Below are 25,584 nucleotides of genomic sequence, written 5' to 3'. Positions count from 1 at the left end.
TGGCGTTAAATGCATTCATCGATTCGCGGAGTATGAGGGCTTTCCACTCAGATGAACAGGCAGCGCCTTCATTATGCTCGTAAAAGGCGAGTTAGCACTCTCTTATCGCGGAAGTAGTGCGACCCTCTGGCTCACATCGCCCAGCGCCATTGCCTCTCCTGATCTTCCAGCCTACATGAGCGTCATGATCACATTTGTCGATATTCTGCTCTATGTCCTGCTTGCTGTTGTCTTCGTCGTCCTGTGCCTGGGCGTATTCTCCCTGTTCAAGGGCGGAGAGTTCGGCCGGTCCTGGTCCAACAAACTCATGCGGGCGCGCGTGGCGATCCAGTTCGTCGCCATTCTGGTGCTGGTCGCCGGATTCTGGCTGAAAAACCAGATGGGCGCTTAAGGCGTCTCCGCTTCCAGAATTTGCGTCAGCGCCCGCCCCAACACAGGCGACATCTGCTGGATGCGCCCATCATTGACGACGGCGGCCGCAGCGCGGCCTTGCACCGGGTCAATCCGCGCCCGGATCAGCCACATGGTGTTTGAGCCGCTATGCCCCAGCGCGCCCTCTGGCGTGACGCCCCAGCCCATGGCGTAGGCGTCCTCGCCCACCGGCTGATGCAGGACCTCCCAGCTGCGAGCACTCAGATACGGCCCGTCTTCAGCGTCCAGATGCGCCTGAAGAAAATCCAGCACGTCATCAAGGGTCATATGCGCCCGACCCGCCGAATTCAGCACCGGCGGGTTATCGGCCATCTCGTTCGGCTCTTGCGCTGACAGACCGCCAAACAGGCCCGCGCCATGACCGCGCGGCTGGTCGTTCGCGCCCACTTCGCCCGGCGGCCCCCACCCCGCGCTCTCCATGCCCAGGGGTGAGAACACCTCATCGCGCATCAGGATCTCATATAATCGACCTGCAGCCTGCTCCATCATCAATGCGGCGATGACATAACCGGCGTTGGAGTACACGAACGCGCCGCGCGACTGGGTCGGCGCTTGCGCCAGAAGGATTTCAGCGTAGCGCAAACGGTCCTCCTGAACGTCGCGGCTCTCATCTGATCCCAGAAAGCGGATTGTGGAGAACCGCCCCAGATTGGCCGGCAGCCCGGAGCGATGGTGCAGCAGATCCGACAACGTCACCGGGACGAACTCAGCGCTGATCTCAAGCCCCAAGTCTGACAGCGCCTCGCCCAGCGTGGTTTCCCAATCGATCACGCCCGCTTCCACCAGACGCGCCGCTAGCGTCGCCGTCATCGCTTTGGTGTTCGATCCCAGATGCCACAGATCGTCTGGCGTTACTTGGTCGGGCGCACCCTTGCGGCGCACGCCGGCGACCGCGACGCTGCGCGCGCCATCGCGGGTCACTCGCGCCACGCTTGCAGCCGGAGCGCCGCTTTCCGACAGCACAGAATCCGCAACTGACTGCAGCTCTGGAAGGGGCTGGGCATGAGCGACCGACAGACAAGCCAGCGCCGTCGCAGCGAAAACAACTTTCATGACAGGCTCCTCAGACATGTTACGCAAAGGTGACCTTTTGAGTTTTGCCCGCCTGGCTCGACCCCGTCAAGAGTAACTTCTAGGTGACACAAAGAGGCGACAGCCCGCCCATTGTCCAAGTCGGGCCGGCTCGATAGTTTGCCCGTGCAATCAAAGGAGGGCGCCATGGTCCGGCTCACAAAGATTTACACGCGCACCGGTGACACGGGCCGCACCCGGCTGGGCGATATGAGCGAGACCGACAAGCACGACCTTCGGGTCGAGGCCTATGGCGCGGTGGATGAGCTGAACGCGGCGCTGGGCCTGGCGGTGTGCGGCGCAGGAGACGACCACCCGCTCACGCCCGAGCTGACGCGCATCCAGAATGACCTCTTTGATCTGGGCGCGGATCTGTGCGTGCCGGACCGGGGTGAGACGCTCGACTGGGAGCCATTGCGCATGACGCCCGCGCAGACAGACTGGCTGGAAGCGCGCATCGACGCCCACAATGAAAAGCTGGAACCGCTGGACAGCTTCATTCTGCCCGGCGGCGCGGAACTGTCCGCGCGCCTGCATCTGGCCCGCACCATCGCCCGCCGCGCCGAACGCCGGACCGTCGAGCTGGCGAGCCGGGGCGACGTCGTGGGCGCGCCGGCGATCACCTATCTCAACCGGGTGTCTGATTATCTGTTCGTCGCGGCGCGGATCGCCAATGATGACGGCGCGCGCGATGTGAAGTGGATTCCCGGCGCGAACCGCTGACGCTCGAAAACGCCGCCCGCTCACCAACTCGTGAAGCGTTTCCATTCCGGAAACAACGAAATTCACGCCTGACGGGTAGCAAAGGGCGGGCGCCCCTCCCTATGTATCAGCGTGCGGCCCGTCGCCGCAGTTTCGCCGTTCACAAATAGGGACAGAGCATGATGAAGACCGCATACGCCGCCGCCTCGCTCGCGGCCTTCCTGGGCGCCGCCGCCCTCACCCCCACCGCTTTCGCCGATCCGGTCGAGTACGAGTTTGACAAGACCCACACCGCGATCCGCGCCACCTGGACCCATCTGGGCTTCTCTCATCAGGCCATCCAGTTCACCGATTTCGACGGCGTTCTGATGCTGGACTTTGAAGAGCCTGCGAACTCCACCGTGGACGTGACGTTCAACCTCGCGGACGGCTTCTGGGTCGGCGCCGACCAGGACCGTTTCGTGGGCCATCTGAGCTCGCCGGACCTGTTCAACATCGCCGAATACCCGACCGCACGCTTTGTCGCCACCGGCTTTGAAACCGAGGACGGCGAGACTGGCCAGATGATGGGCGATCTGACGCTGCTGGGTCAGACCCATCCGGTGACCCTGGACGTCACGCTGAACCAGCGCGGCCCGAACCCGTTCTCGCAAACCCCGACCGCGGGCTTCACCGCCACCGGCGAAATCCTGCGTTCAACCTGGGGTCTGGGCTATGCCGCGCCGGCCGTCTCTGATGAAGTTCGTATCGAGATCAACACCGAGCTGACTGTCGCCACTGAAGAGTAAGGGATGCGAGCTGGCTCGCATCTCTCACAATGATGAACGGCCGGCCTCCTGATGGAGCGCCGGCCGTTTGCGTCTCTCGCCCGGCTGGGTTGGAGGCGGCCTATGCAGGTGTGAAGTGCTGCGCTGCACCGTCTTGTCCGGACCTTGCCGCATGCCGCGTTGACTTATGGGGGTGGCAAGGGCAGTTTCCGCGCCTAAGTTCAAGCCTGACCATAGTCGGCGCCAGGTCTCGGGAGCAATCGGCTCCCTCGCGCCGAACAGTTCAAACGAAGAGAAACCGGAGCCGTCGATGAAGATCCTCGTCCCCGTCAAACGGGTAGTCGATTATAACGTGAAGGTCCGCGTCAAACCGGATCAGACCGGGGTCGACCTGGCCAACGTCAAGATGAGCATGAACCCCTTCTGCGAGATCGCTGTCGAAGAAGCGATCCGGCTGAAGGAAAAGGGCGTCGCCGAAGAGATCGTCGTGGTCTCCATCGGTCCGGCCCAGGCTCAGGAGACGATCCGCACTGCGCTCGCCATGGGCGCGGATCGCGGCATCCATGTGACCACGGACGCGACGGTTGAACCGCTCGCCGTGGCGAAAATCCTCAAAGGCGTGGTGGAAGCGGAATCCCCCGAGCTGGTCCTTCTGGGCAAGCAGGCGATTGACGACGATTCCAACGCCACCGGCCAGATGCTCGCCGCCCTGATGGGCTGGCCGCAGGCCACCTTCGCCTCTGAAGTCGAAAAGACTGACACAGGCTTCAAGGTGACTCGCGAGATTGACGGCGGTCTGCAGACCCTCGCCATCCCGTCCCCGGCGATCATCACCACCGATCTGCGCCTGAACGAGCCGCGTTACGCGTCTCTGCCCAACATCATGAAGGCCAAGCGCAAGCCGATCGACGCCAAGACCCCGGACGATTTCGGCGTGGACATCACGCCGCGCCTGGACGTGGTCAAGGTCTCCGAGCCGCCCAAGCGTGAAGCCGGCGTCAAGGTCGAGACCGTCGCAGAGCTGGTCGACAAGCTGAAGAACGAAGCGGGGGTGATCTAAAATGACTGTTCTGGTTATTGCTGAGCACGACAACGCGGAACTCAACGACGCCACGCGCGCCGCTGTGACTGCGGCCTCCAAGATCGGCGGCGACATCCATGTTCTGGTGGCCGGCAAGGGCGCGAGCGCTGTTGCCGACGCCGCCGCCAAGCTGGACGGCGTCTCCAAGGTGCTGCACGCGGACTCCGACACGCTCGAGAAGAAGCTCGCCGAAGCCATGGAAGCCGTCGTGGTCTCCATCGCTGGTGATTACGACGCCATTCTCACCCCGGCGACGACCGTGGGTAAGAACTTCATGCCGCGCGTCGCCGCCAAGCTCGACGTGATGCTGATCTCCGACATCACCGCCGTTGAAAGCGCCGACACCTTCGTGCGTCCGATCTATGCGGGCAATGCGATGCTGACGGTCAAATCCAACGACGCCAAGAAGGTCATCACCGTCCGCCCGACCACGTTTGAAAAGGCAGGTGATGGCGGTTCGGCGTCCGTGGAAAGCCTCGACGCGCCTGCGGCTTCCGCCAATTCCGAGTTCGTCTCCGAAGAGCTGTCCAAATCGGATCGTCCGGAATTGACCGCCGCCAAGATCGTCATCTCCGGCGGTCGCGGCATGGGCAATGGCGAGAACTTCGCCATTCTCGAAAAGGTCGCCGACAAGCTCAACGCCGCCGTCGGCGCCTCGCGCGCCGCTGTGGATGCGGGCTTCGTGCCGAACGACTATCAGGTCGGTCAGACCGGCAAGGTCGTCGCGCCTGAGCTGTACATCGCCGTCGGTATTTCCGGCGCGATCCAGCACCTGGCCGGCATGAAGGACTCCAAGGTCATCGTCGCGATCAACAAGGACGAGGAAGCCCCGATCTTCTCCGTCGCCGATTACGGCCTCGTCGCCGACCTCTTCGACGCTGTTCCAGCGTTCGAAGCCGAGCTCGAGAAAGTCGGCTACTAGGCCGCGGCTTCAGCTGAAAACAGAAAACCCCGGAAGCGGCGCTTCCGGGGTTTTTTGTGCTTTCTACCCGCTGAGCCTTAGCCGGCGGAAGCCGCGATCATGCTCACCGTGTTGATCAGCCCGTGCGCGATGACGACCGGCAGGAGATTGCGTTTACCGAACAGGAACAGCAATCCCATCAGGAAGCCCACAATGCCGGTGACCACCAGGCCATAAAGCCCCTGGGAGGGCATATGCATCACGCCGAAGGCCAGAGCGATGATCAGGCTCGCCGCGACCCCGGCCCGGCGGGTGTCTCCCAGCGCCCGCATCAGCGTATTCATCAGAAAACCGCGAAACAAGAGCTCTTCGCCAAAGGCGGCGTTGATCCACATGACCGCCAGCGACAGCGCCAGACTGAGCTGGGCGTTCGGCCCCTCCACCAGAAGCGAGGACGCGCCCTCAGGCGGACTGATCAGCCCGGCCGCACTCAGAAGGGAGACCGGCAGCGCCACCCCGGCCAGGATCAGCGCCCCGCCCACAAGGCCGGTCAGCCCGCCCTTGAGGATCGAGCGCGGACGCGACAGACCCAGACTGTCCAGCGAACCGCGGCGTTTGCACACGAACCCCATCACCCCGAGCGACAGGATCAACGACGCCCAGACGCTCCAGGAAATGGCGTAACCGCCTATGGCGGCATGTCCGAGGGTGAATTTGAGGGCGTAGCCCACGAGGAAATAGCCGCCGATGATGGCGACGATGCTCAAAGCCGCTTCACGCAGCTGAACCTGACCGTTCATGTCTGATCTCGTTTTTCTGTTCGACACAACCAACCGGCTGTGCGAGCTTACCTCGCATCTCTTTGCCGGATTGCGATTTCTTTAAATCGCATTTAAATTTATGTCAATCGAAGTTGGATTCCCAGCATGTCTCGGTCACGTCTTTTGCAAGCGGGCATTCTGCTTTGGGCCGCGCTCGTCCTGCTCGCGCATCTGTCGTACTGGTTGGGCGCCGCGCTCAATCTCGACAGCAGCTGGTTCCAGGTCGTCTACAGCCTGGGCGCGTCTGGCCCGCACCTTGGCCTGAGCGATTTCATCCTGACGAGTCTGACCACGGCGGCGCTACTGACCGTGCTCTGGCTATTGCGCGGCGCGGTCCGCGCCCTCGACACGGCGCAGGAACGCCCCGACGCCGTCATCAGCGCGATCACCCGGCTGGCGCTGGGTCTGGCGGTCTATGCCGGACTGAGTGTGATCGGAGACGTCCTGCTCGCAAGTCTCGCCAACTGGCGCGCGGGCGCCGTTGGCATCGCGCTCGTGCTGGACATGCAGTCCCTGACTTTTCTTGCGATCAGCCTTGTATTGTTTCTGGTCTGTCGTGAGCTCAGACGCGGGCAGGACGCCCTGTCTGAAAACCAGCAGTTTCTGTGACCGCCATGCCCCTGATCATCAATCTCGACGTCATGCTGGCCAAACGAAAGGTGAAGTCCAAGGATCTCGCCAAACATCTGGGCCTCACCGAAACCAGCCTGTCCCTGTTCAAGTCCGGCAAACTGAAGGGCATCCGGTTCAAGAATCTCGAGATGATGTGCGAGTATCTCGACTGCAAACCCGGCGACATTCTCGATTACGTGCCCGGTCCCTCCGAAGAGCCTTCCGACACGCCCCAGGACTAGACGCGAAAGCGCCTCGAACGCGCGCTCTACCGGCGAGCCTTCTGTTTCTGGACGCCAGACTACGGATCGGCCGGCTCGACCATCCCGTCATCCTCGTCTGGCGCAGCTGCGCTGAAGCCGCCCCGTCGCGCCTGTTCCAGAGTGGCCAGGTGCAGGATGTCGCGGGCCATCTGGGCGCCGATATAAGCGTAGGAAATCACACCGGTCACAATGGTCATGAAGGACGCCGCCAACGCGGTGAACGCCCAACCATCAAACTCCGAGGCCGTCTGATATACACCTATAAGCCCGCCCTCAATGATCTGGTTGAAGATCACGAGAACCGTTATCGGCGCCGTGAAATTGACGATGGCCGTATACCGGAACGCCGCCTCGGCCTGCTCCTTGTTCACAACCGCCAGGCCGTTGAAATAAGACAGCCCCGCGGCCCCAAGGCCTGAGAGCCCTTGCGCCAGCATCTTTGACTGATTTGAGCGCCTTAGAGCCTTCACGCGATTATTGCGCGTTCTGGCGTTGAAGCCGATCAGAGCGCCGAGATTAAACGCTGAACGAAGGATAGCGAGTACGCCATTCTGTTTCTGGGCCTGATCAAACAGGGCCTCAGCCGCTTCAATATCCTGAGATGCCGTCATTCTACATCAAACGCCCGTTCAACCGGCCAGTCCGGAGTCTCCGACCGCCAGGCCAGGCTCGCAATTTTCCACACCCCGTCCTGCCGCGCCAGCACGATGGTGTTCACGCCTGTCGCAACCGTCTCATCAGTATCAGCGCGGGTGGCCTCATAGGCGCTGAGGATCGTGGCGAGGCCGCCATAGACATGCGTCTGTCGCCGGGTCTCGGCTTCGGTGAAGCCCATCTCGGATAAACGCTCAGCATTGCGGCTGACATAGTCCTCGATGGTCAGGGTCACAACGCGCTCCCCGCCGTCGGGCATGGGCGCCAGCACGGTCATCTGAGCGCCGTCCAGGAACATCGCGCGGAACAGATCCCAGTCCCGCGCCTCGCCGACCGGGCCGGATATCACGTCATACAGAGCCTCGACGGCTTCACCCGGCGTCTCCTGAGCGTGCGCAGGCATCGCCCAGCCCAGTGCGGCGACGCCCGCGCCAGCGATCAGCAGAGTTTTCATGAGACCGTCCTCCCCAGACTGAAAGCCTCATTGGGGACGCTTCATCGCGCAAAAGGCAAGTGAAGCCGGGTTAATACCGCTCCAGCGCCGCCTCGATAAGCGCGTAGGCTTCGGGGCTGTTCCACTCGGCCTCGCCCGCAACCCGGCCGATCTCGATCCCGTTGCGATCATAGAGAATGGTGAGCGGCAGGCCGCGATTGGCGCTGCCCATCACGCCGAAAGCGATGCTCATGCCGGGATCAAAATAAAAGTTCAGATGATCCAGCTCATGCTCTTCAAAAAAGGCCTGCGGCTCTTCGATCCGGCGATCCATGGAGATGGTCACCACCTCGAACTCGTCCGAGCCGTACGCTCCTTGCAGATCGTTGAGATAAGGCATCTCGACCACGCAAGGCGCGCACCAGGTCGCCCAGAAGTTCACCAGCACGATCTTCCCGCGCTTGTCCGCCAGGGTGATTTCCTCGCCCTCGCCAGTGATCAGCGTATTGCGCGGTTGCTCGGGCGCTTCGGGCACGGTGCGGAACTTTGACATTGCGCCAACGGCATAACTGTCGAGCGGACCATGAGTGGAACTGACAAGCGCGCTGGAAATGACGTATAGGATGCCCAGCACGCCAATCGCGCCGACTGTGAGAATGCCTGTTTTCAAACTCGGCGCTTTCATAGCGACCCTCTTTTCTACCGGTTCCGCTGCAGAACCCCGCCCAAGGACGCATCGCCCATGACCGAAGATGTAAAATCCCAGAACGCAAAAGCCAGCGGCATCTGGGGCGGCCGATTTAACGCCGGACCTTCCGCCGTGATGCAAGCGATCAATGCGTCTGTGGACGTGGACAAACGGCTTTTTGAACAGGACATCGCCGGATCCCTCGCCCATGCCCGGATGTTGGCCGCCTGCGGCGTGATTTCAAGCGAGGACGAGCATGCCATCTCGTCCGGCCTCATCGCCATCCGCGATGACATCATCGCCGGGGATTTTGAGTGGAAGCCCGAGCTTGAAGACGTCCACATGAATATCGAGGCGGCGCTGCGAGAAAAGATCGGCGCGCCTGCGGGACGTCTTCATACCGCACGCTCGCGTAATGACCAGGTCGCGACCGATTTCCGCCTCTGGCTGCGCGGCGCGCTTGATGACGCCGCCAAGGGTTTGCGCGCCTATCAAGAAGCGCTGGTCAAACAGGCCGAAACCCATGCCGACTGGGTGATGCCGGGCTTCACCCATCTTCAGACGGCGCAACCGATTTCTCTGGGTCACCACCTTCTGTGCTGGGTCGAAGCGGCGGAACGCGACCGCGGCCGGCTTCTGGACGCCCGTGATCGTCTGAATGAAAGTCCGCTGGGCGCTGCGGCGCTGGCCGGGACCGCCTTCCCGATTGATCGCAGCATGACCGCCGCCGCGCTTGGCTTTGACGTGCCGATGGCGAACTCGCTGGACGCGGTGTCGTCACGTGATTTCGCACTGGAAGCGCTGGCGGCTGCGGCCATCACGGCGGTGAACCTGTCGCGCTTCGCCGAGGAAATCGTGCTCTGGACGTCGGGCCGGTTCGGCTTCGCCCAGCTGACCGACGCCTTCTCCACCGGCAGCTCGATCATGCCGCAAAAGCGCAATCCGGACGCCGCCGAGCTGGTGCGCGCCAAGCCGGGCCGGATTTCCGGCGCGTTGCAAGGCCTGATCATCGTCTGCAAGGGGCTTCCGCTGGCCTATTCCAAGGACATGCAGGAAGACAAGCAGCTGGTCTTTGACGCGTTTGACGATCTGGCGCTCGCCATTGCGGCGATGACCGGCATGGCGGCCGATCTGAGCTTTAATCGCGAGACGCTGGAAGCGGCGGCGGGGGAATCCTATTCCGACGCCACGGATCTCGCCGACTGGCTGGTGCGCGAGCTGGGCATGCCCTTCCGCGACGCCCACCATGTCTCTGGTTCAGCCGTAAAGGCCGCCGAAGCCAAAGGCCTGCCGCTCAAGGATCTGCCGCTGTCAGACTATCAGGCGATCGAGCCGAAGATCGACGACCGGGTCTTTTCGGTCCTGTCCGCGCGCGCGTCCATGGAAAGCCGCACCAGCTATGGCGGCACCGCCCCGGTCCGGGTTATGGAACAGGTCAAAGCTTGGCAGGAGCATTTCGAGTTTGAGATGGACCTGTATGACACCGGCGATGATGGAGAGATGGCATGAAACGACTGACCCTCGCCTTTCTGGGCTTCGCGGCGGCGCTGGTGCTGTCAGGCTGCGGCATTCGCGGCGATCTTGAACGCCCGCCGCCCTTCTGGGGCGCGGATGAACGCACTGCGGACGAGCGCGCCTATGAGAGCGATGAACCGGCGGAAAACGCCGAAGGCGAGTCCACTGCAAGTGAGCAAACGCGCTAGGCCATTCCCCCGTGCAAAGCCGCCCCTGACGGTCTAGCTTTCTCACCATGCGACGCGCTACCGCCTTCTTTAGAGCCCGCGCCGCGCTTTTATGGGAGCGCGCCGCCCCGGTGCTGATCGGCCCGGCGGCGTTGCTGGGCCTGTATCTGACCCTGGCGGTGTTTGGCGTTTTCGAGCGCTTGGGCGATCCATGGCGCCTGATCAGCCTGGCGCTGGCCCTTGGCGGCGCCGCCGCCTTTATCCGCTGGCGCCTGCCCGCCTTTTCCTGGCCCGATCAGACCGAAATCGAACGCCGGATCGAGGACGATAGCGGCCTGGCGGACCGCCCGTTCGAAGCACTGCGCGATGCGCCCGCTTCAGGGGACCCCGCCCTGTGGGATGCGCATATCGCCCGCATGCAGGCCCGGCTCGATCACGCCCATGCGCGCCGGCCCAAATCGGCCTGGGGCCGACTAGATCCTTATGGTCTGCGCGCCAGCCTGATCCTGGTGCTGATCACCGGCGTGTTCCTGTCCGGCGAGCTGGCGGGCCCGCGCCTGTCGGACGCTTTTGCGCCGCGCCTTCTGGCGGGCGGCGGGCAGGATGCGCGCGTGGATCTGTGGGTCGAGGCGCCGGAGTACACCAATCGACCCGCCTTGTTCCTGCGTGACCGGCGCAGCGCTGAAATCCCTGAAGGCTCGGTGCTGTTCGCCCGCATCGCCGGGCTGAACAGAGCGCCCAGCATTTCCGGCGCGCCGTCGAGCACCGAAACCCTGTCAGACGGCGTGCAACTGGCGCGCATCGAACCTCAATCAGATGGCGTGATCAGCCTGCGCGCCGGGCGCTTGCGCGAAAGCGTTGAGCTGACCCTGATCGAGGATACCCCGCCCCATCTGACCTTCGCGGCCGAACCTGAAGGTGATGCTCAGGGCCGTCTCAAACTCGAATTCGTCGCCGAAGATGATTACGGGCTGGAGACGATTTATCTTGAATACGCCGAGGCGCCGGGCAGCGACGGCGCGACCGTCTCAGACTTCAAGCGCTATGAGATCAGCCCCGGCCAGATCCGCCCCTCCGAGGAGGACGGTCTGAGCCTGGCCGAGATCGACTTGTCGCGCGATCCGCTGGCGGGCGAGCGCGTGGTGATCCGACTGGCGGGCGTGGATGGCGCTGGGCAGCGCGGGCAAAGCGGCGAGATGACGATCACTCTGCCCCAGCGCGTATTTCTGAACCCGCTGGCCCGCTCGGTCGCTGGCGAACGCCGTCGCTTTCTTCAGGTCTCAAACGATTATGCGGCCATGCCCGACGGGCCGCCACGCAATACCGGCTTTCTGGACGACCAGCCGCGCCGCCGTCTGGAACGCGCGCCGGATGAAGTTCAGCGGCTGGCCCTGGCGCTCAACGCGGCCAGCGACGCCCCGCCGCGCTATTTTGACGATCCCGTTGTCTGGATGGGACTGCGCACCGCCTTGATGGAAGTGCGCCGGGCGCGTGAGCTGGGCGAACTTGATCATATGGAAAGCGATCTGTGGGAGATCGCCTTGCGTGCGGAGCTGGGCAGTCTCGCCGATGCGGAAGCCGCCCTCGCCGCCGCTGAACGCGCTCTGGCGGATGCGTTGGCGCGCGGGGCGGACCAGATCGAGATTTCCGCCCTGCTTGATGCGTTCGAGCAGGCCATGGACCGTTATATGCAGCTTTTAATGCGTGAAGCCGCTGAAGCAGGCCGCTTCGCCGAGGGCGGCGGAGGCGGCGGCATGAGCGCGGACATGCTCGAACAGCTGCTTGAAGCCCTGCGCGAAGCGACGGAGCTTGGCGATACGCAAGGCTCGCGTCAGGCGCTGGCCATGCTCGCTGAACTTCTGCGCAACATGCAGGTGACCCTGGGTCAGGGCGATGGCGACGGCGAGGGGGAAAGCGCTGCGGCGCAGGCCCTGCGCGAAGCGCTGGAAGAGCTGAGCGACACCATCACCGAGCAACGTGGTCTGATGGAAGACACGTTCAACGCCCAGCGTGACAGCCAACAGGGCCAGAACGGCGAGTCGGGCCGTGATCCCTTGTCTGATCCGCTGGCGCCGGGCGAGGCCGAGCGCGGCGGATCTGTGGATGACGGCGAACAGAGTTTTGAACGTCAGGATGATGGCGCTGGCCCGGGCCTGCGCGATCTGGCCGACCCTCAGGAAGATTTGCCCGGCGGTTTAGGCGATGTGGACGATGCGTTGCCCGGCGGCGAAGCCGGGGAAGAGGCGCGTCAGGCGCTTGATGACGCCCGCCGCGCCATGGAAGGCGCCGCCCGCGCCCTGCGCGAAGGAAACGGCGAAGACGCGCTGGCCCTGCAGGATGAAGCTCTGGAAGGGCTGCGCAGCACGGCCCAGTCCGCCGCCCAGGCGCTGGAAGACGAGTTGAGCCAGGGCGAGGATGGCGACGGCTCAGATCCGCTCGGCCGCGGCGCCGCCGAGGGTCAGGACACGACCCTGCCCAGCGAGAGCGAGCGCCAACGCGCCCGCGATATCCTGGAAGAATTGCGTCGCCGCGCCGCTGAACGCGGTCGCCCCCAGGAAGAGCTCGATTATATCGACCGCCTGCTGGAACGCTTCTAGGCTTTAATGATGACCGGTTGCATGCGGCTCGGCCTGATGGGGCTCGCCCTGATCTGACGCGCCATGGCCGTCGTCATGTGCCGGCGTATCGTGACCATCGCCCTGCGCGCCATGAGTGTCGGCGCCGTTCTGATCATGAGACGCGGGCGCCGGATGGCTTTCATCTGCAGCGGCATCATGAGCGGCAGGGCCTTGATGCTCAGACACACCCTCTTGCGCGATGATCACCTCCACCCGGACCGCGCCTTCGGGAACGGCCTCGAGATGGGTGTAGAACCGCTCTGCGCCGCCTGCCGGCAGAGCCGCGGAGTCCAGCTGCACCGGCCAGCTGTTCAGAACCGCCCCATGTGAATCAAGCACACGGGCGTTGAGCGGCACGGTCGGGCGTTCCCCGCCTGTGATGTTTTCCAGCACGCCTTCCACATACAGCCCGCCCTCTTCAAAGCTGGCGGTCAGCATGCCCACTTCCAGGCCGTAGGGGTTGATGTCCATGCCCACCGCCGCATAGGCGCCTGCGGTTCGCGGCCAGGTCTCAACGATATTGACGCGAAAAATCACCGCGCTGATCAGGGCGACCGCGACACAGGCGGCGACCCCGGCCCAGCCTGCGCCTTCAACGGCCATGGCTTGCTTGCGGCGCTGCTGTTCGGCGCGGGCGCGCACGGCGGCGGCCGGTTTTTCCCGGATGGAGGGCGCGGGCTCTTCATCAAACTCCGCAGCAGAAGGCTCTGGCGCCGCCTCGTTCACGTCAAGGCTCGGCTCCACAGGTTCGTTCAGCGTCAGACCTTCATCTTCCACGACCCAGGAGTGTGCGCAGGCGGCGCACTTCACCTTATTGCCGCGTGCGGCCAGGGCTGCTGCATCCACGCGATATTTCGCCTCGCAGCTGGGACAGGTCACGATCATGGACGGACGCCTCGCTTGTCCTGCATAGTCGACTTCGAATTCTCGCCAAGCTGCGGTACCCCAGACCCATGAGCTCAGACCCGAACGATATGACGCCCGAAGCTCAAGCCAGTGAGACGACGGTGCGCTTTGATTCCGTGGGCATGCGCTATGGTCGGGGCCCCGAAGTGCTCAGCGACCTTAGCTTTGATTTACCAAGCGGAAGTTTCCATTTCCTCACCGGTCCGTCCGGCGCTGGAAAGTCTTCGCTGTTGCGACTTATTTATCGCGCTGAACGCCCCTCGCGCGGGTTGATCACACTCTTCGGGCGCGACGCGTCGCTCTTGCCGCGCGACGCCCTGCCCACCTTGCGCCGGCGAATCGGCGTGGTGTTTCAGGATTTCCGTCTGCTCGACCACCTCACCGTGTTTGACAATGTCGCCTTGCCGCTGCGCGTGGCGGGACAGGCGCGCGCCGCCTATGCCGAGGATGTGGCCGAACTGCTCGCCTGGGTTGGGCTGGGCGACCGTATGGACGCCTTCCCCTCGACCCTGTCTGGCGGCGAACAACAGCGCGCCGCCATCGCGCGCGCCGTCATCTCAAAGCCGGATCTGCTGATCGCGGACGAGCCCACCGGCAATGTGGATCCGGAAATGGCGCGCCGTCTGCTCCGCCTGTTTGTCGAGCTGAACCGGCTGGGCGCGACCGTTCTGATGGCCACCCACGACCTGACTTTGGTCAACAGCCTGAACGCCCCGGTGCTGGAGCTGTCAGATGGTCGTCTTGTGGGCAAGGTGCGCGCCGCATGAGTGAAAAGCAGAGCAAATCTCCACGCGTCGCCCCCTTGCTGCCCCCCGATTCGGGGCGGGATCGGCCCTTGTTCGCCGTGGCGGCCATTCTGGTCTTTCTCGCCTGTCTCTCCGCCTTTGGCGCGGCGGGCGCCTGGCGCGCCGCGGATGGCTGGACCGATCAGCTGACCGCCGAAATCACGGTTCAGATCCTGCCCGGCGATGGGCGGGACGCCGATGCGGACGCCGTTGCGGCGGCGGAGGCGATCGCCCGCCTGCCCGGCGTAACAGGGGTGACCGCGCTGGACCGGGCTGAGGCCGAGCGCCTGGTCAGCCCCTGGCTCGGCTCGGCGGACCTGCCTGAAGACCTGCCGATCCCGCGTCTGGTCGCGGTTCAGATTGATGCGGAGGCTCCACCGGCCACAGGCGCGATTGAAGCCCTGTTATCTGATGAGCCCTATGAAATTCTGGTCGATGACCATCAACGCTGGGAAGATGCGGTGCAGCGCGCCGCCAACGCCGTGCGCTATTTCGCCCTGGGGCTCGTGCTGCTGCTGACTGTCGCCGCCGCCGCCGTGGTCGCCTTCGCCGCCCGCGCCTCGCTCGCCGCGCGTTGGGATGTGGCGGAAGCCCTGCATCTTGTGGGCGCGCCGGACCGCTATGTCACCGGTCTGTTTCAGGAACGTTTCTTCTTTCTTGGCCTGAAGTCAGGACTGGCCGGCTCGGTCGCCGCAGCGCTCGCCGCGCTGGGCTTGGCGCAAGCGGGCGCGGCGTCGGGCGGTTTGTTCTTTGTTCCCACGCTGGAGCTGGGTTGGAGCGCCTTGCTGATCCCGCCGCTGGCCGCCCTGATTGCGGCGCTGATCGCCGCCCTGGCGGCGCGCTCCGCAGTCTCAAGCGATTTGAAGGCGCGATGGATATGAGCAGTGGCCGGTTCTTGCGCCTCACAGCGTTCATCCTGCTGACCGCCTTTGTGGTGGGCTTCGCCCTGTTCGTACGCCAGGCGCGCACCTTCACCCCCGAGCTTACGGTCAACGCAGAGGCCATCGTGGTTCTGACGGGCGGCCCCAACCGGGTCAGCACCGCCACCGCTTTGCTGCGAGACGGCTCGGGCGGCCGCCTGCTGATTTCCGGGGTGAATCCGGACAGCCCGCCAGCCGACATCGCCGCCGCCGCCGGCGCGTCAGAAGATTTATTCGAGTGCTGCGTGGATATCGGGCTTCAGGCGGCGGACACCATGGGCAATGCGGCCGAGACCGCCGCCTGGGCGCGGTCGCACGGCTATGAGCATCTGATCGTGGTGACCAGCGATTATCATATGCCGCGAGCGCTGCTGGAGCTGCAGGCGGCCATGCCGGATGTGCGCCTGAGCGCCTATGGCGTGCCGGCGCCGGCGCCCTGGAGCGGCGGCCACGAAGCCCGGCGCTGGATGGTTGAGTATGTAAAATACGCCGCCGTCTATGGACGTGAGCGCTTTCGCACGCTTTAAGCCCATCTGAACTATCAAGGAGATGTTTGTGGCCGCACTCAGGTCTGCGATCTTTGTATTCTGGATGTACGGGCTGATGCTGGTGATGGGGATTGCGTGCGCCCCGTTCCTGCTGGGTCCGCGCGCTGGCGTGAAGGCCTGCATGCGGCTCTATCTGAGCCTGGTGTTCGGCGGCCTGCATTGGATCTGCGGCATTCGTTACGAAGTGCGCGGTCGCGAGCACCTGCCTGAAGGCGGCGCGCTGATCGCCTCCAAACACCAGTCCATGTTTGAAACCCTGGCGTTCTGGGCGATCCTCGACGATCCCGCGATCATCTTGAAAAAAGAGCTGTCCTACCTGCCCGTCTTCGGCTGGTACGCCATGAAGCTCAAAAACATCAAAGTGGATCGCGCCGCCGGGGCCAAGGCTCTGCGCAACATGCTCAAGCAAGCGCGGGAGCGGGCTTCTGAAGGTCGACAGGTGGTGATCTTCCCGCAAGGCACGCGGCTGGAACCCGGCGCGCACGACACCTACAAACCCGGCGTGGTTGGGCTTTACAACGCCATGAAGACGCCCTGCATCCCCGTGGCGCTAAACTCGGGCCTGTATTGGCCCCCCCACGGCTTTGTGCGCAAACCCGGCTTGATCATTGTCGAGTTCCTGCCCGCCATAGCGCCAGGGCTTGGCAAAGACGCCTTCATGGCCGAACTGCAAACCCGGATTGAAACGGCGTCCGACGCGCTGTTGTCGGACACCCCCAGGAAAGACGCAGCATGATCGGCAAACCGGCCACCGACACACCGCCGTCAAGGCTTGGCCTCTACGTGCCTTTCGGGCTGCTGGCGGTCGCCATTGTCGTGCATGCCATCTACTGGGTCTTGATGTCCGGCCAGATCCATCAATCGGCGCAAGCCTGGATCGAGGACAGGATCGAAGCGGGATACGCTATCAATTACAGCGCGATGACTGTGCGCGGCTATCCGTTCCGCTTCACCCTGCATCTGTCAGACAATGAGGTCGCCGCGCCAGCGGACGCGGGCGGTTGGCGCATCGCCGTCGATCACGCCACCGCCAGCGCCCAGTTCTACAATCTCAACCACTGGATCGTCGGCCTGAACGAGCGCGTCGTGCTGGACACAGCCGTCAAAGGGGAGCCTGCGCAGTACGAACTGCTCAGCGAGCAGGCTCGGTTCAGCCTGATCACGCGGAACGGCGTCACCCGCCAGATTGGCGCTGAGATCACAGCGCTCCAGGTGCAAGCGCTGTCAGGGCCGCAACCGCTCGCCTCGGCGATAGAGCGGGTCGCCATGACGGGCCGCATCACTGAAACCGGTGAATTTCTGAGCGGGATCATCGTGGAAGGCCTGCGCTTTGACGACTCCCGATTGGACAACCCGCTTCAGGCCGCTTTTGGAGACACCGTCCAGCTCTACCAGCTCGACAGTGTCTTGACCGAGTTTGACACCTTGTCGCTGGCGGGAGATCCGCTGGCCTGGACCCGTGCGGACGGACGTCTGATCATACGCCAGACGCGCCTGGACTGGGGCCCGGCGGCGCTGACAGGGTCTGGCGAAGTGGCCCTGGACCGTCAGATTCGCCCGGCCGGACGGCTGAGCGTTGTGGTGTCTGATCCAGAAAGCCTGATCACCGCGTTGGAAGACGCCCGGCTGGTCTATGACGAACAGGGCGCCGCTTTGCGCCTCGCCGCGATGATGGCGCCGCGACGCGATGACGGCATCGCCCTGCCCTTCCTGCTGCAAGATGGCGGTCTGTTCCTCGGACCCGCAAGGATCGGCGATCTGGGCGCGCTGGACTAAGCGCCCCCGACTTTGCCCCATGAAAAAACCCCGGACGGTGACCGTCCGGGGTTTTTCGCTGGATCAGGGATGATCGCCTAGCCCTTGGCGAAAGCCTCAAGCGCGTCCACGACCGCACGATTGTGCTCTTCCAGACCCACCGAGATGCGAAGAGCGTTCGGCAAGCCATAAGGCTGCACGCCGCGCACGATCAGGCCGCGTTCGGCCAGGAATGTATTGGCGTCATCGGCGGTCTTGCCCGGCGTTTCGGGAAAATGAACCAGCACGAAATTGCACACCGACGGCGTCACTTCGAACCCGAGCCCGCCCAATTGCTGGGTCAGGAAGGCCAGAGACTGGTCGTTATGGGCTTTTGATTTCGCGACGAACTCCGCATCCTGGATCGCTTCAACCCCGGCCTCGATCGCGGGCAGGTTGACGTTGAACGGGCCGCGGACGCGGTGAATGACGTCCACCACCTCTTTGGGACCATACATCCAGCCCAAACGCAGGCCGGCGAGGCCATGAATTTTCGAGAAGGTGCGCGTGACGACCACATTGTCGTACTCATCCACCAGCGCCAGCGGATCTTCATAGTCCGGCGCGTCGACAAACTCGCCATAGGCGCAGTCAATCACCAGCAGCGTGGAGTCTGGCAGGCCTGCACGCAGGCGGCGGATTTCCGAGCCCGGAATCCAGGTGCCGGTGGGATTGTTGGGGTTGGCCAGGAAAACGATCTTGGCGTCGTCGCCCGCCGTCTCGATCAGCGCATCCACATCCGCCGTGTAATGCTTTTCCGGAGCGGAGACGATCTCGGCGCCCGATTGCATCGCCACCAGGCGATAGACCAGAAACCCGTACTGGCTTTGGACGACCTTGTCGCCCGGCGCCAGATAGGCCTTGCCGATCAGCTGCAGCAATTCATCCGAACCGGCCCCGCAGACGATCTGCTCAGCCTTGATGTTCTCCACCTTGGCGATGGCTTCTCGCAGCGCGGTGGCGCCGCCGTCCGGATAGGTATGCAGAACGCTCGCCGACGCCTTGAACGCCTCGGCGGCTTTCGGGCTGCACCCCAGCGCGTTCTCGTTGGAGGACAGCTTCACCGCCCCCTCGGGCGCAGCGGCGCCGGGCACATAGGGTTTGATGTCGAGAAGACCGGGACGGGGCTGAAGCGTCATGATGCGCCTTTCTGCTCATCTGAATGCGAGGTCGTATCTGAGCGAGGAGATAGCGCGGGCCTTGTCGCGCCTTCAAGGCTGTTTCTGCGCACACGCTGCGTCGCGCCGCCCGGACGGACCGCGCCCACATGTTTGACCGCCTCGCTCAGGATCAATCCGCCAAAGGCCGGCCAGAGCCGTTCGCCCGTCGATTCAAACGCGCGCACGGTCTTCGGGCCGCAAGCGAACCGCCAGGGCGGCGCGTAGAGCGCGCGTGACCAGGCGACCGGTTCAAACAAGGCGTCGCTGAGCAAGCCCCCAAGCTGGCTGCGCGAAAACGGGCGGCCATGGCCGAACGGGGTGGAATCCACACGGGACCACAATCCTGAGCGATGCGCGGCGATCACCAATAATCGTCCCTCAGGGGCCATGACCCGCCATACCTCACGCAGCAGCCGCGCCGGATCGGCTGCTTCTTCAAGGGCATGCACCAGGATGACGCGATCAAAGAGGGCTTCCTTGAAACCAAATCTCTGTTCATCGCCCAGCATGGTCAGTCCGCCCTTGCCGACGCCCTGGGACGGCCAGGGAACCGCGCCCTGAGCGGCGGGCATGAAGGCGATGGTGCGTCGCGCGCTGGCTCTGAACGGCTCAAGAAAAGGCGGCGCATAGCCAAAACCCAGCATGTCCAGCCCGTCCACATTGGGCCAGAGCGCCTGGATCCGGCGCTGCACCATGTCGCGCGCCGCCCGACCGGGCGGCGTGCGGTAAAAGCGGGCGATGTCCAGCGCGTCGGTTCGCATCAGTCAGCTCATGGAAACAGGGTTCAGCCCCATGCTAGGCTCTTGCATACATCTGGGTAAGGCTTGGCTCTATTCATAGAGTCCAATCTGTGAAAGGCGGCCTCATGGCGCTCGAAATCCGGCAGTTTCCCTGCCTTCAGGACAATTACGGCTTTCTGGTCCGGTGTTCTGAAACCGGCGCGGTCGCTGTTATCGACACGCCCGAAGCCGATGTGATCCTGGAGGAAGCGCAAACGCTGGACTGGCCCATCACGGCCATCTGGAACACGCACCATCACTGGGACCATGCCGGCGGCAACGCCGCCATCGCCAAAGCCACCGGCGCGCAGATCATCGCGCCGCGCGCCGAACAGGCCACAATTGGTCATGTGGATCAGCCGGTCAGCCCAGGCGACACAGTGATGCTGGGCAATGAGCGCGCGCAGGTGATTGATGTGGGCGGCCATACGCTGGGCCATATCGCCTACTGGTTCGAGGATGCGGGCGTGGCTTTTGTCGGCGACAGCCTGTTCGCCTTGGGCTGCGGACGCATGTTTGAAGGCACGCCCGAGCAAATGCAGGCCGGACTGGCGCGATTGCGCAATCTGCCGCCGGAAACCGTGATCTACTGCGCCCATGAATACACACAGGCCAACGCCCGTTTTGCATTGAGCGTCGATCCCGACAATCAGGCCCTGCAAAGCTATGCGCGCCGCGTGGACGCCCTGCGTGCGGATGATCAGCCGACCGTTCCCACCGTTCTGGCGGCGGAATGCGAGGCGAATCCGTTCCTGAGATGGGATGATGAAGGCTTGCGCGACCGTCTTGGTCTGCAGTCAGCCAGCGATGCGCAGGTTTTCGCAGAGCTTCGTCGGCGCAAGGACGCTTTTTGATCAGGCCGCCTGAGCGTGCGGCTCCAGGCTGAGCGCAGCGTCGAAATCCTCAAGCAGGCTTCGTGCTTCGGCGACCGGCAGGTCGGCCGGTTCCCGGTCCCCGACCCAAAACCGCCAGGAGGCGCACACATGCTGGATGCGGCTCATATCCTCGCCCATCTCGACAAACATGTCCGGCGCCATGATCAGAAATTGCGACAAGGCGGCGCCGTCGCCATCCTTTATGAAGCGCGAAAACTGGTCGTGGTATTGTGACAGGCGGTTTTGCACCCGCGCCCAGCGCTGACCCGCCAGCCGGGCGATGCCGCCCATAGCCTGGCGATACTCATCGCGGTCACCGGCGTTCAGCTGTCCCAGATTGAGCTGCTTCAGGGATGCGATGAAATCGGACAGTTCCGTATTGCAGCTGCCCGCGCGCCAGCAATAGTACAGCGTGCCCTTCCAGCCGTTGACGCCGTCACGATACTGTTCGGGCGACATATTCAGCGCCAGACGCAACACATCGAGCTTGGAGGAGGTATGATCCTCAAACAGGGTCGACGCCAGTTTGCGCGCCTTGGCCAGAGAGCCATCCTGGTCTGAGTTCATCGCCCGGCGAACCAGAAGATTGATCTGGCCGGCCACAAATTCGCTGATGGCGCTGAGCTCACGCTCGCTCATTTCAAAATAGGCGTCAGACACCGGCCGTTTCGCCAAACGAAAGTGATCAAACAAGAGATACGGATCAAAAGACGGCAGCTTCGCCAGCTCGCGCAGGCGCGTGATGTCATCGCGGAAACGCGGCAAGGCGCGCGATACGCCCAGATGGCTGCTCAGTTTCTCATCAAGCGCCGGGTCCTCGACGAAAATACTGTGACCGCCCGTATCCAGATTACGTTCGGAAATCGGGATGATGATCTTGGTGGCGGAGATGCGGGCGCCGCTCAGCTGTTCGCGCTCCCAAGGCCGCAAAGTGTGTTTCACAATGAAGCTGGTATTGAGGCGTTTGGTGTTGAACATGGCGGTCTTGCTGGTCATGCCCAGCGGGCCGGAGCGTTCGTGAACCGACAACAAATCAATCACACGGCTTGTCGAGCCGCCTGATTTGAGCAATTTCAGTTTTCCGAACGTGTTCTGGGCCATGGACCTGTACCTGTTCTACTCTGAGAACGTTTTGCAATATTCAGGCCAAAAGGAAGTGCATCATGACGCAATCCGGCGATCTGGGCGTGAACGAGATCATTCGCATGCTCGGCATGACGCCTCACCCTGAGGGCGGCCATTATGTCGAAACCCATCGCGCCGCGCCGGGTTCGGACGGCCGAGCGCGTTTCACGGCGATCTATTTTCTGCTCGCCGCTGATCAGGTCTCGGCCTGGCACAAGGTCGACGCCTCCGAAACCTGGCTCTGGCAGGCGGGCGCCCCCCTGTCATTAAGCTGGAGCGAGGATGGGGTCACCGCACGCAATCAAAGGCTGGGCCCCAATCTGCGATCCGGGGAACGCCCGCAACACATCATTCCGCCCCACGCCTGGCAGACAGCGGAATCCCTGGGCGCCTGGACGCTGGTCAGTTGCCTGGTCGCGCCTGGATTTGAATTTGAGGGATTTGAAATGGCGCCGAAGGACTGGCGCCCCGGCCCGGACGGCGCGCCCTGACACGCCCTGCTAGCGGTTCTGGCTTTCAAAGCTCTGTCGGATCAGGGCCGAGCTGGGCCGACCGCCATAGCCCATGGACGGCGTGATCGAGATGTCCAGAACCTGTCCGTCATAGGTGACGCGCGGACGCTCGCCCACGCCCAGCCGCACCACTTGCAAGTCACGGACAGTGCGCCGCGGCGCCAGGTCCGCGCCCCGCTGCACCATCCGCATGGCGTCCGCCATATAGGCGTTGCCTTCAGGGTCGAGCGCGGTCAGCTCAGCGCGCACTTCATTGCGCGACAGCTCGGCGAGCGCTTGCGCCATTTCGGTCGCGGCGCGTTCCAGCGCGCTGTCTTCGATAGGCTGGACTTCAAAACCCCGCGCCTGCCCGACCGGCTCCACGATTACGCCGTCAGGTCGGTCCGATGGGAAATAGGTCCAGCCGCCCAGATTGGACTGACGCAACATCACGCGGCCCGTATCGGTCAGCCAGACTTCGCCGCCGCCCGCTGCACGCGCCTGGTGCACGGCCAGCACTTCATCATCGCTGTCCGCCTGGATCAGCGGCATGCGCGCCGAGCGATCAAAAATGAAGCCGCCACGACCGTCGGCACGCTCGAACCATAACGAGCGCTCCACGGTCTGCACCTCCTGCCCCAGCATGCGCCGGAACGGGTTGGGTTGAGCGACGCCTTCTGCAGTCGCCAGCGCGCAAAGCCCGACGCTGACAGCAAGAAGGCCAAAAATACCACGTTTCATGGCGATGGAGTGTAAGCCGCTTCAGGGCGATTTCGAGGCGCAAGCAAGGTGTGTCTGCGACGGATCACAGTTAGGTCAGATACTGGCCGCCATTGGCCGTCAGCGTGGAGCCGGTGATGAACCCCGCATCGTCAGAGGACAGGAACACCACGCAACGCGCGATCTCTTGCGCTTCGCCCAAGCGCCCCACAGGAATTGTGGAGATGATCTGCTTGCGCACATCCTCAGGGACCGCCATCACCATTTCAGTGGCGATATAGCCTGGGCAGATCGCATTGACGGTGATGCCCTTGCGCGCGCCTTCCTGGGCCAGCGCTTTGGTGAACCCAAGATCACCGGCCTTGGCGGCGGAATAATTGGCCTGTGCGAACTGGCCTTTCTGACCATTGATCGAAGAAATCGTGATGATGCGTCCAAAGCCGCGCTCTCGCATGCCCGGCCATACCGGATGGGTCATGTTGAAGACGCCGCTGAGGTTGGTGTCGATCACCTCTCGCCATTGCTCAGGCGACATTTTGTGAAAGGGCGCGTCACGGGTGATGCCGGCGTTGTTGACCAGCACGTCCACAGGACCCAGCTGGCTTTCCACCTCTTTGAGGCCCTCAACGCACGCATCGTAATCGGCGACTGACCATTTGAAGCTTGGAATGCCGGTCTCTTCGGTGAATCCGGCCGCGACTTCATCATTGCCGGCATAGTTCGCGCCGACAGAGTATCCCGCCGCTTTCAGCGCAATTGAAATCGCGCGCCCGATCCCCCGCGTCCCACCTGTCACCAAAGCTGTTCGGCGCATCACGAATTCCCCTTTGTCCTTCAGACCCAAACCGGGTTATGCTGCGCAGCATAACAATGTGGCGCGCGCAGCAATCCAGTTGTGACCGCCACACTCCGACCCCTGGCGCCGCCCCCTTGATTAATGACGTTGAATTGCAGCTGAGTCGAGCCGGATGTTGTGGGACTATCGGAGTACTAGAGGGATCTTAGGGAGGACACCGCGTGACTGAGACCAAGAAGTCTGACGTCGTAACCATCAAGAAATATGCGAACCGGCGCTTATACGACACGTCCGCAAGTCGTTATGTGACGCTGGACCATCTGCGTGAACTCGTTCGGGAAGGCCGTGACTTCAAGGTCATCGACGCCAAGTCGGGAGACGATCTGACGCGCGGCGTTCTGGCCCAGATCATCTTTGAAGAAGAGTCCAAGGGCGAGACGCTGCTTCCGGTGGAGTTCCTGCGTCAGCTGATCTCGTTTTACGGCGACTCGATGCAATCCATGGTTCCCAGCTATCTTCAGATGTCCATGGACACCTTATCGCGTCAGCATCAGGCCATGCGCGACAAGATGACGGGCGCCATGGGGGATGCGATGGGCGGCAATTCCATGGCCATGCTGGAAGAACAAACCAAGCGGAACATGGCGATGTTCCAGCAGGCGATGTCGATGTTCACCCCCTTCTCCACCGGCGCCGCCATGGGCGACGCGCCCCCCGCCTCCGGCAATCCGCGCAGCGATGATGTGCAGTCCTTGCGCGATGAGCTGGAAGCCATGCGTCAAAAGCTTGATCAGCTGGCGGACAAGAACTGATCCGTTCCGTTTTGAAACGCCAACACGGTAAATGGCGCGTTTAGAGACGTAAACGAAGCGTTAAAACTGGCCTGGACCTTGCTCGGTCCAGGTCATGTTTGTTTCTGGCTCCAATTCTCCGCGCCGTCTGGCGCTGCCCGCGCCCGCCGCGTCCCGCGCTGATCAGGTCCAGCCTGCAACGCCGGGCGCGCCAAGCCGGCGTGAGGATCGCCGCACAAAAGGGCGTCCGGACCGTCGCGCCCAGCCTGACGCAGCCCCGGCCCCTCAACCCGCCATCTCGCGCGCAACAAGCGCCATGGGCGTTCAGGTGCAGGCGGACTTCCCGCATCCGCGGCGCGGCCTTCGGGCAGACGCCAGCGAGCGCGCCCGGTACGCCCGCGCCTATGACAGCGCCCAGCAAGGCCTGATCCGCCAGCCCGCCGCACGCGGCGAGGAGCGGTCGGCATGAGCGGCCTCTACACCCTCAATAATCTGCAGGACCGGTTCAGCCCGCTCTGGGACGGCTGTTGGGTGCTCGCGCTATTGTTCGTGATGATCTGAAGCAGCCTGAGCGCTTGATCCCTGATCCCAACAGCTTGCCTGAATCAAAAACGCGTGAAGGCTAGCCCGTGCCAAGGTCGCGTCGGGCCGAGATCGCCGTCACGGTGAAGCCCGCCACAACGTCCAGAAGGCTCATCACGATGAGCAGGAAGAAGGTTGAGGTGGCGAAGACCGGAACCAGCAAGAACAGCAGAATGCCCACCAGCAAGGTCGCCATGGACAGGCCGTGATTGAGCAAGGACGACGTCCCCGAGCTGGCTGATCCCACCATTTCGATGAACAGCATGACCAGAGCCAGCGTCAGGATCAGGTCAGAGGCGGACACCGCCCATTCGTCGCTGGGCAGGCCCAGGGTGAACAGCGGGTTGGTCAGCATGGATGCGCCCTCGCCGCCGAAAAAGGCGTCGCTGTAGGCGACCAAAGCGTAAACCGCCATGGGAATGAGTAATTTCGGAAAAATTGTAAACACGTTGAGCCCCCCGCTCTGTTGTACCTGCGCTTCAGAGCTGGCGAGCCCCACTGCGACACCTGAACCCGTCGGACCGGTCATGACCGTTCTCCTATCCCCGTCGCCCGTCCACCACCGACGCCGAAGACTTCGGGCGCCG

At 63.3% G+C, this 25,584-nt stretch carries 31 protein-coding genes; 19 read left to right on the top strand and 12 right to left on the bottom strand.

Translation table 11 applies throughout. The annotated features are described in order from the left end of the window. The first annotated feature begins 184 nt into the window (after nt 1-184). Nucleotides 185-391, top strand: coding sequence for a twin transmembrane helix small protein (locus tag ACTIGF_RS08865; RefSeq protein ID WP_439636514.1), 207 nt, complete (start codon nt 185-187; stop codon nt 389-391). Here ACTIGF_RS08865 and ACTIGF_RS08860 read toward each other — a convergent pair. Next, nucleotides 388-1,485 carry a serine hydrolase domain-containing protein gene (locus ACTIGF_RS08860; RefSeq protein WP_439636513.1) on the bottom strand — a complete coding sequence of 366 codons (1,098 nt, stop codon included), beginning with the start codon at nt 1,483-1,485 and terminating at the stop codon, nt 388-390. The genes ACTIGF_RS08865 and ACTIGF_RS08860 overlap by 4 nt on opposite strands. A gap of 165 nt (nt 1,486-1,650) precedes the next feature. Between ACTIGF_RS08860 and ACTIGF_RS08855 the strand changes: the two genes are divergently transcribed. The 4 genes from ACTIGF_RS08855 (at nt 1,651) to ACTIGF_RS08840 (ending at nt 4,975) form a co-directional block, all read left to right on the top strand. Then, nucleotides 1,651-2,226 (top strand): cob(I)yrinic acid a,c-diamide adenosyltransferase, encoded by a 576-nt coding sequence (locus ACTIGF_RS08855; protein ID WP_160093234.1) that lies wholly within the window; start codon nt 1,651-1,653, stop codon nt 2,224-2,226. A 158-nt stretch (nt 2,227-2,384) separates the two neighbouring features. Then, nucleotides 2,385-2,993, top strand: coding sequence for a YceI family protein (locus ACTIGF_RS08850; RefSeq protein ID WP_439636512.1), 609 nt, complete (start codon nt 2,385-2,387; stop codon nt 2,991-2,993). 289 nt (nt 2,994-3,282) lie between these two features. Further along, nucleotides 3,283-4,032, top strand: a complete 750-nt coding sequence (locus ACTIGF_RS08845; protein ID WP_439636511.1) for an electron transfer flavoprotein subunit beta/FixA family protein — start codon at nt 3,283-3,285, stop codon at nt 4,030-4,032. A 1-nt stretch (nt 4,033) separates the two neighbouring features. Next, nucleotides 4,034-4,975, top strand: a complete 942-nt coding sequence (locus tag ACTIGF_RS08840) for an electron transfer flavoprotein subunit alpha/FixB family protein (RefSeq protein ID WP_439636510.1) — start codon at nt 4,034-4,036, stop codon at nt 4,973-4,975. A gap of 77 nt (nt 4,976-5,052) precedes the next feature. Here the strand turns inward: ACTIGF_RS08840 and ACTIGF_RS08835 are convergent, their stop codons facing one another. Next, nucleotides 5,053-5,754 (bottom strand): lysostaphin resistance A-like protein, encoded by a 702-nt coding sequence (locus ACTIGF_RS08835; RefSeq protein WP_439636509.1) that lies wholly within the window; start codon nt 5,752-5,754, stop codon nt 5,053-5,055. Between the two features lie 126 nt (nt 5,755-5,880). Between ACTIGF_RS08835 and ACTIGF_RS08830 the strand changes: the two genes are divergently transcribed. Next, nucleotides 5,881-6,384 (top strand): hypothetical protein, encoded by a 504-nt coding sequence (locus ACTIGF_RS08830; protein WP_439636508.1) that lies wholly within the window; start codon nt 5,881-5,883, stop codon nt 6,382-6,384. A 5-nt stretch (nt 6,385-6,389) separates the two neighbouring features. Beyond that, a complete protein-coding gene (locus ACTIGF_RS08825; RefSeq protein ID WP_439636660.1) occupies nt 6,390-6,629 on the top strand; it encodes a helix-turn-helix domain-containing protein in 240 nt (79 codons plus the stop codon). Between the two features lie 59 nt (nt 6,630-6,688). Here ACTIGF_RS08825 and ACTIGF_RS08820 read toward each other — a convergent pair whose 3' ends face one another. The 3 genes from ACTIGF_RS08820 to ACTIGF_RS08810 form a co-directional block, all read right to left on the bottom strand. Beyond that, nucleotides 6,689-7,261: a hypothetical protein gene (locus ACTIGF_RS08820; RefSeq protein WP_439636507.1), complete on the bottom strand. Its 573-nt coding sequence runs from the start codon at nt 7,259-7,261 to the stop codon at nt 6,689-6,691. Then, a complete protein-coding gene (locus ACTIGF_RS08815) occupies nt 7,258-7,758 on the bottom strand; it encodes a hypothetical protein (protein ID WP_439636506.1) in 501 nt (166 codons plus the stop codon). The genes ACTIGF_RS08820 and ACTIGF_RS08815 overlap by 4 nt, the downstream gene beginning before the upstream one ends. Nucleotides 7,759-7,828: 70 nt before the next feature. Continuing rightward, entirely contained in the window at nt 7,829-8,422 is a 594-nt protein-coding gene (locus ACTIGF_RS08810; RefSeq protein WP_439636505.1) for a TlpA family protein disulfide reductase, read from the bottom strand. A 57-nt stretch (nt 8,423-8,479) separates the two neighbouring features. On the opposite strand from ACTIGF_RS08810, the gene argH reads away from it, so the two are divergent. The 3 genes from argH to ACTIGF_RS08795 are packed head-to-tail and all read left to right on the top strand — an operon-like array spanning nt 8,480 to nt 12,704. Further along, nucleotides 8,480-9,934: an argininosuccinate lyase gene (argH, locus tag ACTIGF_RS08805; RefSeq protein WP_439636504.1), complete on the top strand. Its 1,455-nt coding sequence runs from the start codon at nt 8,480-8,482 to the stop codon at nt 9,932-9,934. Beyond that, complete coding sequence (gene lptM, locus ACTIGF_RS08800; protein WP_439636503.1) at nt 9,931-10,128, top strand: LPS translocon maturation chaperone LptM; 198 nt, start codon at nt 9,931-9,933, stop codon at nt 10,126-10,128. The genes argH and lptM overlap by 4 nt, the downstream gene beginning before the upstream one ends. 47 nt (nt 10,129-10,175) lie before the next feature. Beyond that, entirely contained in the window at nt 10,176-12,704 is a 2,529-nt protein-coding gene (locus ACTIGF_RS08795) for a DUF4175 domain-containing protein (RefSeq protein WP_439636502.1), read from the top strand. 3 nt (nt 12,705-12,707) lie between these two features. Here ACTIGF_RS08795 and ACTIGF_RS08790 read toward each other — a convergent pair whose 3' ends face one another. Next, entirely contained in the window at nt 12,708-13,610 is a 903-nt protein-coding gene (locus tag ACTIGF_RS08790; RefSeq protein ID WP_439636501.1) for a zinc-ribbon domain-containing protein, read from the bottom strand. Nucleotides 13,611-13,678: 68 nt separating this feature from the next. On the opposite strand from ACTIGF_RS08790, the gene ftsE reads away from it, so the two are divergent. From ftsE to ACTIGF_RS08765, 5 genes are read left to right on the top strand one after another with little or no spacing between them, the layout of a single operon-like run. After that, nucleotides 13,679-14,398 (top strand): cell division ATP-binding protein FtsE, encoded by a 720-nt coding sequence (gene ftsE / locus ACTIGF_RS08785; protein ID WP_439636500.1) that lies wholly within the window; start codon nt 13,679-13,681, stop codon nt 14,396-14,398. Beyond that, entirely contained in the window at nt 14,395-15,297 is a 903-nt protein-coding gene (locus tag ACTIGF_RS08780; RefSeq protein ID WP_439636499.1) for a cell division protein FtsX, read from the top strand. Before ftsE ends, ACTIGF_RS08780 begins: the two co-directional genes overlap by 4 nt. Next, complete coding sequence (locus tag ACTIGF_RS08775) at nt 15,288-15,863, top strand: YdcF family protein (protein WP_439636498.1); 576 nt, start codon at nt 15,288-15,290, stop codon at nt 15,861-15,863. The genes ACTIGF_RS08780 and ACTIGF_RS08775 overlap by 10 nt, the downstream gene beginning before the upstream one ends. A 28-nt stretch (nt 15,864-15,891) precedes the next feature. Continuing rightward, on the top strand, nt 15,892-16,620 hold the full coding sequence (locus tag ACTIGF_RS08770; RefSeq protein ID WP_439636497.1) for a lysophospholipid acyltransferase family protein: 729 nt from the start codon (nt 15,892-15,894) through the stop codon (nt 16,618-16,620). Next, complete coding sequence (locus tag ACTIGF_RS08765; protein ID WP_439636496.1) at nt 16,617-17,660, top strand: DUF2125 domain-containing protein; 1,044 nt, start codon at nt 16,617-16,619, stop codon at nt 17,658-17,660. Before ACTIGF_RS08770 ends, ACTIGF_RS08765 begins: the two co-directional genes overlap by 4 nt. A 77-nt stretch (nt 17,661-17,737) precedes the next feature. Here the strand turns inward: ACTIGF_RS08765 and hisC are convergent, their stop codons facing one another. Both hisC and ACTIGF_RS08755 read right to left on the bottom strand, forming a co-directional pair. Further along, nucleotides 17,738-18,817, bottom strand: a complete 1,080-nt coding sequence (gene hisC, locus ACTIGF_RS08760; protein ID WP_439636495.1) for a histidinol-phosphate transaminase — start codon at nt 18,815-18,817, stop codon at nt 17,738-17,740. Continuing rightward, nucleotides 18,814-19,599 carry a class I SAM-dependent methyltransferase gene (locus ACTIGF_RS08755; RefSeq protein WP_439636494.1) on the bottom strand — a complete coding sequence of 262 codons (786 nt, stop codon included), beginning with the start codon at nt 19,597-19,599 and terminating at the stop codon, nt 18,814-18,816. Before ACTIGF_RS08755 ends, hisC begins: the two co-directional genes overlap by 4 nt. 104 nt (nt 19,600-19,703) lie before the next feature. Between ACTIGF_RS08755 and gloB the strand changes: the two genes are divergently transcribed. Continuing rightward, nucleotides 19,704-20,471 carry a hydroxyacylglutathione hydrolase gene (gene gloB, locus ACTIGF_RS08750; RefSeq protein WP_439636493.1) on the top strand — a complete coding sequence of 256 codons (768 nt, stop codon included), beginning with the start codon at nt 19,704-19,706 and terminating at the stop codon, nt 20,469-20,471. Here the strand turns inward: gloB and ACTIGF_RS08745 are convergent, their stop codons facing one another. After that, nucleotides 20,472-21,593 carry a hypothetical protein gene (locus ACTIGF_RS08745; RefSeq protein ID WP_439636492.1) on the bottom strand — a complete coding sequence of 374 codons (1,122 nt, stop codon included), beginning with the start codon at nt 21,591-21,593 and terminating at the stop codon, nt 20,472-20,474. It lies immediately after the preceding gene. A gap of 62 nt (nt 21,594-21,655) precedes the next feature. Here ACTIGF_RS08745 and ACTIGF_RS08740 point away from each other — a divergent pair, with 62 nt between their 5' ends. Beyond that, nucleotides 21,656-22,108, top strand: coding sequence for a cupin domain-containing protein (locus ACTIGF_RS08740; protein WP_439636491.1), 453 nt, complete (start codon nt 21,656-21,658; stop codon nt 22,106-22,108). A gap of 9 nt (nt 22,109-22,117) precedes the next feature. Here the strand turns inward: ACTIGF_RS08740 and ACTIGF_RS08735 are convergent, their stop codons facing one another. After that, complete coding sequence (locus ACTIGF_RS08735) at nt 22,118-22,849, bottom strand: DUF4908 domain-containing protein (RefSeq protein WP_439636490.1); 732 nt, start codon at nt 22,847-22,849, stop codon at nt 22,118-22,120. A gap of 70 nt (nt 22,850-22,919) precedes the next feature. After that, entirely contained in the window at nt 22,920-23,642 is a 723-nt protein-coding gene (locus ACTIGF_RS08730) for a beta-ketoacyl-ACP reductase (RefSeq protein ID WP_439636489.1), read from the bottom strand. A 203-nt stretch (nt 23,643-23,845) separates the two neighbouring features. Here ACTIGF_RS08730 and phaR point away from each other — a divergent pair, with 203 nt between their 5' ends. After that, entirely contained in the window at nt 23,846-24,436 is a 591-nt protein-coding gene (phaR, locus tag ACTIGF_RS08725; protein WP_439636488.1) for a polyhydroxyalkanoate synthesis repressor PhaR, read from the top strand. A gap of 94 nt (nt 24,437-24,530) precedes the next feature. Beyond that, a complete protein-coding gene (locus ACTIGF_RS08720; protein WP_439636487.1) occupies nt 24,531-24,884 on the top strand; it encodes a hypothetical protein in 354 nt (117 codons plus the stop codon). Nucleotides 24,885-25,037: 153 nt separating this feature from the next. Here the strand turns inward: ACTIGF_RS08720 and ACTIGF_RS08715 are convergent, their stop codons facing one another. Next, nucleotides 25,038-25,526: a hypothetical protein gene (locus ACTIGF_RS08715; protein WP_439636486.1), complete on the bottom strand. Its 489-nt coding sequence runs from the start codon at nt 25,524-25,526 to the stop codon at nt 25,038-25,040. Nucleotides 25,527-25,584: the final 58 nt, after the last annotated feature.

It is taken from the genome of Oceanicaulis sp. (genome assembly GCF_051859625.1).
Taxonomy (GTDB): Bacteria; Pseudomonadota; Alphaproteobacteria; order Caulobacterales; family Maricaulaceae; genus Oceanicaulis.
Note: the sequence above shows the minus strand (reverse complement) of the source record. Positions and strands in the feature narration are given on the sequence as shown.

Bases quoted from the DNA above. Each gene is read 5' to 3' on its own strand.
- ACTIGF_RS08825 (WP_439636660.1), top strand. From the start codon at position 6,390: ATGCCCCTGATCATCAATCTCGACGTCATGCTGGCCAAACGAAAGGTG.
- argH (WP_439636504.1), top strand. From the start codon at position 8,480: ATGACCGAAGATGTAAAATCCCAGAACGCAAAAGCCAGCGGCATCTGG.
- lptM (WP_439636503.1), top strand. From the start codon at position 9,931: ATGAAACGACTGACCCTCGCCTTTCTGGGCTTCGCGGCGGCGCTGGTG.
- ACTIGF_RS08820 (WP_439636507.1), bottom strand. From the start codon at position 7,261: ATGACGGCATCTCAGGATATTGAAGCGGCTGAGGCCCTGTTTGATCAG.
- ACTIGF_RS08780 (WP_439636499.1), top strand. From the start codon at position 14,395: ATGAGTGAAAAGCAGAGCAAATCTCCACGCGTCGCCCCCTTGCTGCCC.
- ACTIGF_RS08835 (WP_439636509.1), bottom strand. From the start codon at position 5,754: ATGAACGGTCAGGTTCAGCTGCGTGAAGCGGCTTTGAGCATCGTCGCC.
- hisC (WP_439636495.1), bottom strand. From the start codon at position 18,817: ATGACGCTTCAGCCCCGTCCCGGTCTTCTCGACATCAAACCCTATGTG.
- ACTIGF_RS08790 (WP_439636501.1), bottom strand. From the start codon at position 13,610: ATGATCGTGACCTGTCCCAGCTGCGAGGCGAAATATCGCGTGGATGCA.
- ACTIGF_RS08810 (WP_439636505.1), bottom strand. From the start codon at position 8,422: ATGAAAGCGCCGAGTTTGAAAACAGGCATTCTCACAGTCGGCGCGATT.
- ACTIGF_RS08830 (WP_439636508.1), top strand. From the start codon at position 5,881: ATGTCTCGGTCACGTCTTTTGCAAGCGGGCATTCTGCTTTGGGCCGCG.
- ACTIGF_RS08730 (WP_439636489.1), bottom strand. From the start codon at position 23,642: ATGCGCCGAACAGCTTTGGTGACAGGTGGGACGCGGGGGATCGGGCGC.
- ACTIGF_RS08855 (WP_160093234.1), top strand. From the start codon at position 1,651: ATGGTCCGGCTCACAAAGATTTACACGCGCACCGGTGACACGGGCCGC.
- gloB (WP_439636493.1), top strand. From the start codon at position 19,704: ATGGCGCTCGAAATCCGGCAGTTTCCCTGCCTTCAGGACAATTACGGC.
- ftsE (WP_439636500.1), top strand. From the start codon at position 13,679: ATGAGCTCAGACCCGAACGATATGACGCCCGAAGCTCAAGCCAGTGAG.
- ACTIGF_RS08745 (WP_439636492.1), bottom strand. From the start codon at position 21,593: ATGGCCCAGAACACGTTCGGAAAACTGAAATTGCTCAAATCAGGCGGC.
- ACTIGF_RS08860 (WP_439636513.1), bottom strand. From the start codon at position 1,485: ATGAAAGTTGTTTTCGCTGCGACGGCGCTGGCTTGTCTGTCGGTCGCT.
- ACTIGF_RS08845 (WP_439636511.1), top strand. From the start codon at position 3,283: ATGAAGATCCTCGTCCCCGTCAAACGGGTAGTCGATTATAACGTGAAG.
- ACTIGF_RS08775 (WP_439636498.1), top strand. From the start codon at position 15,288: ATGGATATGAGCAGTGGCCGGTTCTTGCGCCTCACAGCGTTCATCCTG.
- ACTIGF_RS08735 (WP_439636490.1), bottom strand. From the start codon at position 22,849: ATGAAACGTGGTATTTTTGGCCTTCTTGCTGTCAGCGTCGGGCTTTGC.
- ACTIGF_RS08755 (WP_439636494.1), bottom strand. From the start codon at position 19,599: ATGCGAACCGACGCGCTGGACATCGCCCGCTTTTACCGCACGCCGCCC.
- ACTIGF_RS08850 (WP_439636512.1), top strand. From the start codon at position 2,385: ATGATGAAGACCGCATACGCCGCCGCCTCGCTCGCGGCCTTCCTGGGC.
- ACTIGF_RS08795 (WP_439636502.1), top strand. From the start codon at position 10,176: ATGCGACGCGCTACCGCCTTCTTTAGAGCCCGCGCCGCGCTTTTATGG.
- ACTIGF_RS08765 (WP_439636496.1), top strand. From the start codon at position 16,617: ATGATCGGCAAACCGGCCACCGACACACCGCCGTCAAGGCTTGGCCTC.
- ACTIGF_RS08715 (WP_439636486.1), bottom strand. From the start codon at position 25,526: ATGACCGGTCCGACGGGTTCAGGTGTCGCAGTGGGGCTCGCCAGCTCT.
- ACTIGF_RS08840 (WP_439636510.1), top strand. From the start codon at position 4,034: ATGACTGTTCTGGTTATTGCTGAGCACGACAACGCGGAACTCAACGAC.
- ACTIGF_RS08865 (WP_439636514.1), top strand. From the start codon at position 185: ATGATCACATTTGTCGATATTCTGCTCTATGTCCTGCTTGCTGTTGTC.
- ACTIGF_RS08815 (WP_439636506.1), bottom strand. From the start codon at position 7,758: ATGAAAACTCTGCTGATCGCTGGCGCGGGCGTCGCCGCACTGGGCTGG.
- ACTIGF_RS08720 (WP_439636487.1), top strand. From the start codon at position 24,531: ATGTTTGTTTCTGGCTCCAATTCTCCGCGCCGTCTGGCGCTGCCCGCG.
- ACTIGF_RS08740 (WP_439636491.1), top strand. From the start codon at position 21,656: ATGACGCAATCCGGCGATCTGGGCGTGAACGAGATCATTCGCATGCTC.